This window comes from Streptomyces viridochromogenes (assembly GCF_001270495.1).
In the GTDB taxonomy this organism is placed as follows: Bacteria; Actinomycetota; Actinomycetes; order Streptomycetales; family Streptomycetaceae; genus Streptomyces; species Streptomyces viridochromogenes_A.
Window position 1 is genome coordinate 1 of the sequence record NZ_LGUR01000038.1, and the last position, 7,188, is coordinate 7,188.

5 protein-coding genes are annotated in these 7,188 nt (G+C 72.8%); 2 read left to right on the plus strand and 3 right to left on the minus strand.

Annotated elements, in window-relative coordinates; all coding sequences use genetic code 11:
* Positions 1-231: 231 nt before the first annotated feature.
* Both ureG and ADK36_RS07125 read left to right on the plus strand, forming a co-directional pair.
* Positions 232-915, plus strand: a complete 684-nt coding sequence (gene ureG, locus ADK36_RS07120) for an urease accessory protein UreG (RefSeq protein ID WP_048584954.1) — start codon at positions 232-234, stop codon at positions 913-915.
* Positions 903-1,679: an urease accessory protein UreD gene (locus ADK36_RS07125; RefSeq protein WP_048584953.1), complete on the plus strand. Its 777-nt coding sequence runs from the start codon at positions 903-905 to the stop codon at positions 1,677-1,679. Before ureG ends, ADK36_RS07125 begins: the two co-directional genes overlap by 13 nt.
* A gap of 540 nt (positions 1,680-2,219) precedes the next feature.
* Here the strand turns inward: ADK36_RS07125 and ADK36_RS07130 are convergent.
* From ADK36_RS07130 to ADK36_RS07140, 3 genes are all read right to left on the minus strand, one after another.
* A complete protein-coding gene (locus tag ADK36_RS07130) occupies positions 2,220-2,945 on the minus strand; it encodes a lysophospholipid acyltransferase family protein (RefSeq protein ID WP_030053532.1) in 726 nt (241 codons plus the stop codon).
* 332 nt (positions 2,946-3,277) lie between these two features.
* A complete protein-coding gene (locus tag ADK36_RS07135; protein WP_048587536.1) occupies positions 3,278-4,510 on the minus strand; it encodes a PP2C family protein-serine/threonine phosphatase in 1,233 nt (410 codons plus the stop codon).
* Between the two features lie 88 nt (positions 4,511-4,598).
* On the minus strand, positions 4,599-7,061 hold the full coding sequence (locus ADK36_RS07140; RefSeq protein WP_048587535.1) for a SpoIIE family protein phosphatase: 2,463 nt from the start codon (positions 7,059-7,061) through the stop codon (positions 4,599-4,601).
* Between the last annotated feature and the right edge of the window lie 127 nt (positions 7,062-7,188).

A 7,188-nucleotide genomic window follows, 5' to 3' on the forward strand; every position in this document is an offset into this window, starting at 1 on the left:
CTGCTCCCTTGTTGGAGATCGGGGCGGAGGTGCATGCGGCTTGGGCGGTACGGCTGTTCGCGTCGTAGGGGGTGTCTCGCCCCCCGCCGCCCCTACCCGTCCCATCCTGAAGGGGCTCCGCCCCTTCGACCCCCGCCAGGGGGCTGCCGCCCCCTGGACCCCCGCTATCGGCCCGAAGGGCCTCGTCCGCAAACGCCGGACGGGCTGAAAAGATCAACTGGAGCCGCTTCCATGCATCTCGACCACGCTCACACCCACGACGGTCCCTCCGCCGTCAGCGCCGATGCGCACCGTCCTGACGGCTCGCGCCGTGCGCTCCGTATCGGCCTCGGCGGGCCCGTCGGGTCCGGGAAGACGGCCACCGTCGCCGCGCTCTGCCGGGCCCTGCGCGACGAGTTGTCCCTCGCCGTCGTCACGAACGACATCTACACGCGGGAGGACGCCGAGTTCCTGCTGCGGGAGGCCGTGTTGCCGCCCGAGCGGATCACCGCCGTGGAGACGGGGGCCTGTCCGCACACCGCGATCCGCGACGACATCTCCGCGAACCTCGAAGCCGTCGAGGACCTGGAGGACGAGGTCGGCCCCCTCGATCTCATCCTGGTCGAGTCCGGTGGGGACAACCTCACCGCCACCTTCTCCAAGGGGCTCGTCGACGCGCAGATCTTCGTGATCGACGTCGCCGGCGGAGACGACATCCCCCGCAAGGGAGGACCCGGCGTCACCACGGCCGACCTGCTCGTCGTCAACAAGACCGACCTCGCGCCGTACGTCGGCTCCGACCTGGCGCGGATGGCGGCCGACGCCAAGGCCCAGCGGGCCGAACTGCCGGTCGTCTTCCAGTCGCTCAGGAGCGAGCCCGGTGTGCGGGACGTCGCCGACTGGGTGCGGGGGCAGCTCGCGGCGTGGACGGCGTGACCGTGACCGGTGGCGTCCGGGCCGCCGCGCGGATCGCCGCCCGGGACGACGGGCGGGGCGGCACCTCGCTGCCCGTGCTCGACGGCGACGGGCCGCTGGCACTCCGGCGGACCCGGGGGAGCGGCGCCGAGGCGCGGGTCGTGCTCGTCGGCGCGATGAGCGGGCCCCTCGGCGGCGACCACTTCACCGTGCAGGCAGACGTGGAGGCCGGCGCCCGGCTGCGCGTCGGGTCGGCGGCGGCCACGATCGCCCTGCCGGGCCAGAGCAAGGGTGAGGCCAGGTACGACGTACGGCTGTCGGTCGCCGACGGGGCCGAACTGCACTGGCTTCCCGAGCAGTTGATCTCAGCCCGGGGCAGTGACCTGTACGTCACGACTCGCGTCGACGTCGGTGCGGCCGGACGGCTCGTACTGCGTGAGGAACAGGTGCTCGGACGCGTGGGTGAGGAGCCCGGGCGGCTCAGCAGCCGGATCCGGGTGAGCGTCGCCGGGCGGGTCGTCCTCGATCAGGAACTTGCCTGCGGGCCCGGGGCGCCGGGCGGCTGGGACGGCCCCGCGGGGCTCGGCGGCTGTCGAGCCGTCGGGCAACTCGTCGTCGTACGGCCCGAGTTCGCCGATGCCCCGGTGACGGCGCGGGTGCTGGGGGAGCACGCCGCCGTGATGCCCCTCACCGGGCCCGCCGCCCTGGTGACGGCGGTGGCGACGGACGCGCTGCGGCTGCGCAGACTGCTCGACGAGGCGCTGGACTCCCTCGACCTCGACTGAATCCCGGCACCGCCGCCGCCGACGCCCGGGGCGGCGGCCCCAGCCTTCGGCGAGCCTCCCTGCCCCCGGCGGACCGCCTCTCGCCGGTCCGCCGGTCCGGGCGGCTTGCGTGTGGTTCTGTGTCGGGCTGGTCGGTCGGTTCGCTTGCGGGTTCCTGCCGGGTTATTCGGTTCTGCTGTTGCTCGTGTCGGGTCGGTGGCGCCTCGGGCTGGTCCCGCTGGGGTGTGTGGCGGTGTCGCGCGGTCGGTCGGCCGGTCTTGTCGGGGTGGGTGCCGGTTTCGCCGGTCCGCCGGTCCGGGCGGTTTACGCGCAGTCCCGTGTCGGGCCGGCCGGTGCGGGTTTGCTGCCGGGCTGGTCGGCTCTCTCGTCGGTGCTGTCGGGTTGCCCGGCCCTTTCGTCAGCCCGGCGGGTCTCGCGGGCTCCCGTAGGTGGTCCTCTCCGGACGCTCTCGCGTATCTCGTCTCGGCCTGCGTCGTCGGCCCGGCGCGGCCGCTGCCCTCCCGCCGGGGCCGGGCGGTCCGTCGGCGGCAGGGCCAGGGGTCAGCTGATCGGCATCCGCGGGAACTTGCGTTCCTTCTCGGCCTTGGCCGCGGCCTCCTCGGCCTTGGCGACGGCCGCGTACTGGTCGACGTACTCCTGCTCGGACAGCGAGAGGATGGCGTACATGATCTCGTCGGTCACGGCGCGCAGGATCGCCTTCTCGTTCTCCATTCCGGCGTAGCGGGAGAAGTCGAGGGGCTTGCCGAAGCGGATCGTCACCGGGTGGATGTTGGGGATGACCTTGCCCGGTGGCTGTGCCTCGAACGTGCCGATCATCGCGCAGGGGATGACCGGGACCTGGGCCTTGAGGGCCATCACGGCGACGCCGACCTTGCCCTTGTAGAGGCGGCCGTCGTGCGAGCGGGTGCCCTCGGGGTAGATGCCGAGGAGTTCGTCCTTGCTGAGGACTCCGAGTCCCTCGCGGATCGCCGCCTGGCCCGCCTCCTTGCCGGTGCGGTCGACGGGGATCTGACCGGCGCTGCGGAAGAAGGCCGCGGTCAGACGGCCCTTGACGCCGGGGCCGGTGAAGTACTCCTTCTTCGCGAGGAAGGTGATGCGCCGCTTGAGCATCGCCGGCATCAGGAAGTGGTCGGAGAACGACAGGTGGTTGCCGGCGACGATGGCCGCACCCGTGGTCGGTACGTGTTCAAGACCTTCTATTCGGGGGCGGAAGAAGAGTCTCAGTAGAGGCCCCAACAACACGTATTTCAGTACGTAATAGAACAAGGGGGTCGCTCCTCACTCCGGCGGATCAGCTCCAACCGCCGCGTTCTGGCAGGTCAACCAGCGTGCCGTGGGGCTGCCAGTGTAGGCGCAGGGGGGACAGGCCGGAACCGTGTCTGGTCGGACGTATGCCGCCCATGGGGTGTTCCTGACTGGGTGTCAGGGGGTGGGTGGGTGGCGTCGGTTGCGGGTGGGGAGGGGCCGCCGGACCAGCCTGGTGTCCGGGGGCGGTGCGCGGCAACCCGGTGGTGCGGTTTGGCGTGATCACGATTGCCGGGTGGCAGGTGGCCCGCCCTTGCGGCCAGCCGTCGCGTCTGCTCGTTCATCACGACCCGTCACAGCCGCACGATGATCAGTGCCGTGTCGTCCGTGGCGCCGCCCGGCGGCAGCAGCTCCAGCAGGACGGCGTCGGCGAGGGGCTCGGGGTCGGACGCGCGATGGCGGACGAGCGCGTCGGCGAGGCGGCTCAGCCCGGTGTCGATGTCCTCGCGGCGGCGTTCGATGAGGCCGTCGGTGTAGAGGGCGAGCGTGGCGCCGTTGGTGTACGTGGTGACGGCCTGCGGTCGCGGGATCGGGTCGGGGCGCGCGTCCAGCGGCGTGTCGGTGGCCCGGTCGAGGAACTCCACGTCGCCGTCGGGGTGGACCAGGACGGGTGGCGGATGGCCCGCGCTGCTGTAGGTGATGGTGTGGGCGTCGAAGTCGATGAACGTCGTGACCACGGTGGCCGATTCGGCGCCGTCGACGACATGGGCGTACCGCCCCAGGACGTCGAGAGCCTGCGCCGGGCCGTCGGCGACTCGGGACGTGGCACTGAGCGCGCTGCGCAGCTGGCCCATCACACCGGCCGCCGCGAGGCCGTGGCCGACCACGTCGCCCACGGAGACGCCGATGCGGTTGCCGCCCACCAGGTCGATCAGGTCGTACCAGTCGCCGCACACGTTCAGCGCGCCGACCGCGGGCCGGTAGCGCACGGCGGCCCGGTGGTTGTGCACCTGCCGGCGGGCGGGCAGCATCGCCTCCTGCAAGGCCAGGGCCACCTCGCGCTCACGGGCGTGCGCCTGCCGCAGCCGGTCGTTGAGTTCCTGCAGCTCGCGGGCGCGGGTGTACAGCTCGGCCTCCAGGACCCGCGCCCGGCTGTCACCGCCCGCGCCGCCGCGCAGACGGATGAGCTCGGTGACCTCCTCCACCCGGTGCAGGACGAACGCCACCCGCCCGTCGGGGCCGAGGACCGGCGCGTTGATCGGGCTCCAGTAGCGCTCCTCCCAGTGGCCGGGCCGCAGGGGGTCCTCGACGTCGTAGCGCTGCAGCGCCATCGTGTCGCGCTCGCCGGTTGCCACCACACGCAGCATCGACGCACGGACGTCGCGCATGCCGGTGGCGGCCGGGTCGTTGGGGTTGTCGGGGAAGACGTCGAAGATGTAGCGCCCCACCAGCTGGGCGCGGGTGCGGCCGGACAGGCGCTGGAAGTCCTCGTTGGCGTCGACGTAGACCAGCTCCGGGGTCAGCAGCGCCACCATTCCGGGCAGGCCGTGGAACACCGCCTCGTAGTCGATCGCCTTCTCTTCCATGGCTCCCGCCTCACCACCGGGATCTGGCTGGTCCTCCACGCCGTGCGGCGTATCTACCGATGTACTACATCCGAACCGATACGGCAGGTCAGGGCGGCGGATCCGTCAGTGACTGCTCGGCCCAGATGATCTTCCCCTCGGGGACGAAGCGTGTGCCCCAGCGCTGGGTGACCTGGGCGACCAGCAGCAGTCCGCGCCCGCCCTCGTCGGTGGTGCGCGGATGGCGCAGGTGCGGGGCGGTGGCACCGCCGTCGAAGACCTCGCAGACCAGCGCGCGCTCCCTGATCAGCCGCAGCCGGATGGGGCCGGTGGAGTACCGGATCGCGTTGGTGACCAGCTCGCTGACGACCAGTTCCGTCGTGAATGCCAGCTCCTCCAGCCCCCACTCCGCCAGCATCCGGGCGGCCGTCTTGCGGGCGTCGGCGACCGCGGCCGGGTCGGAGGGCAGGTCCCAGTCCGCGACCTGCTCGGTGCCGAGCAGCCGGGTGCGGGCCATCAGCAGGGCCACGTCGTCGTGCGGGCGGGCCGGGGTCAGGGCGTCGACCACCGTCCGGCACTGGAGGTCGAGCGAGGCCGCCTGCTGTTCCAGCGCCCGCCGCAGCCGGTCCCGGTCGGCGTCCACGGCCCAGTCGGCGTCCTCGCGTGCCAGCAGCCCGTCGGTGTGCAGGGCGAGCGTGCTGCCCGCCGCCAGGACCAGCTCGACCGACTCGTAAGGGGGGCCGCCCACGCCGAGCGAGGCGCCCTGCGGCAGATCCACGAACGTGACGCCACCGTCGGGCAGCACGACGGCCGGCGCCGGATGGCCCGCGGCCGCCATGGTGCACTGCCCGTCGACCGGGTCGTAGACCACGTACACGCACCCGGACCCCACGGACTGGGCGACAGCCGCCTCCTCCGCCCCCATCTGGACGCCCTCCTCCCTGGCCGACCGCACGACCAGGTCGTCGAGATGGGCCAGCACCTCCTCGGGCGGCAGGTCCAGCAGCGCGAGGGTGCGCACGGCCGTCCGTAGCCGCCCCATCGCCGCGGCGGCGTCGATGCCGTGCCCGGGCACCTCGCCCACCACCAGGGCGACGCGGGCACCGGACAGCGGGATGACGTCGTACCAGTCGCCGCCGAGGCCGGTCAGCTCGTCGGCCGGCCGGTAGCAGGCGGACACCTCCAGCGCGTCCTGCTCGGGCAGCTGGTGCGGCAGCAGGCTGCGCTGGAGGACCAGCGCCGCGTCCCGCTCGCGCGTGTAGCGACGGGCGTTGTCGACGCAGACCGCGGCCCGGGAGACGAGGTCCTCGGCCAGGTTCAGGTCGTCCTCCTCGAAGGGCTCCTGCCGGTTGCGCCGGAAGAAGGTGGTGAGACCGAGGGTGACGCCCCGCGCGCGGATCGGCACGATCATCACGCTGTGCAGGCCCAGTTCTAGGAAGATCGGGGCCCGGCCGCCGCGCGCGTGCTCGGCCCAGGCCTCACCGAGCGGGTCCAGCCGCTCCTCGCGCCAGGACCGCGCCGTCCTGAGGCAGCGGATCGGAGGCGAGCCCGCCGGATAGGTGACCACCTCGCCGATGCCTACGGCCGCCTCCGGCACGCTCTCGGTGCCCGAGCGCTGCCCCGCGCGGCGCAGCGGCACCGGAGCCGTGTCGCCCAGCGGCCCGGAGGCGGGTTCCCCGCCCCCCAGCACCGACTCCAGCAGGTCCACGGTGACGAGGTCGGCGAGTCCCGGTACGGCCACGTCCGCCAGTTCCTGGGCGGTGCGCGTGATGTCGAGCGTGCGGCCGATGCGCTCACCGGCCCGGTCGAGCAGGGCCAGCCGCTGCCGGGCGCGGTGGCGGTCGGTGATGTCCTCCACCGTGTAGTACACGCCCGTGGGGTGGCCGTGGCCGTCGTCGAGCCGGGTGAACGACATCATGTGGGCGGTCTCGCGCAGGGGGGCGGAGCGTGCGTGGCCGACGTGCTCGTAGCCGACGATCGGTTCGCCCGTCACCAGCGCGTGGCGCATCTGCGCCTCGATGGACTCGGAGTCCAGACCGGGCTGGATGTCCGCCAGCCGCAGACCGAGCCGGTGGCTCGGGGGGCCGCCGCCGTACCGGGCGAGAGCGTCGTTCGACCAGACGTAGCGCAGGTCCGTGTCGACGATGGCTATGCCGACGGGGGAGCGGGCGACCATCTGCTCCAGCGTGGCGCGGCTCATGTCCCAGCCGGGTGCGTCCGCGAGTTCCGACAGGAGCACGAGCCAGCGGGCCGGGCCCTGGGTGTCGAGGGCCGACGTGATCCGCACCATGAGCCGGACCGGGGGGCCGTCCCGGTGCTGGGCGGTCAGCAGCCCGGCCCAGCCGCCGTCCCGGCGGCACCGCTCGATCAGCTCCGGCACGCGCGCCGCGTCCTCGGTGCTCAGCAGCTCGGCGACGCTTTTCCCCACCGCCTCGGGGGCCGCGTACGCCAGCAGCCGCTGTGCGTCCCTGGTCCACCCCGCCACCAGGCCCTGCGCGTCGAGCAGCACAGGCGCGGCATCCGCCACGTCGAACCTCTGCCCGGCAACGCCCCGCTCCTCGTGTGTGCCCACGGCCGACCTCTCTGTCGCTGAGAGCGGTCTACCACCTCTTGTCCCCATCTTCACCCTTCCAGTCACCGCTGCCTCTTTGTGAGGGCCGGGAGTGGGGGAGGGGGGAGGGGCTGTCTCTTATACACAT

Coding starts and splice junctions, on each gene's coding strand:
- ADK36_RS07135 (WP_048587536.1), bottom strand. CDS start 4,510: ATGGAAGAGAAGGCGATCGACTACGAGGCGGTGTTCCACGGCCTGCCC.
- ureG (WP_048584954.1), top strand. CDS start 232: ATGCATCTCGACCACGCTCACACCCACGACGGTCCCTCCGCCGTCAGC.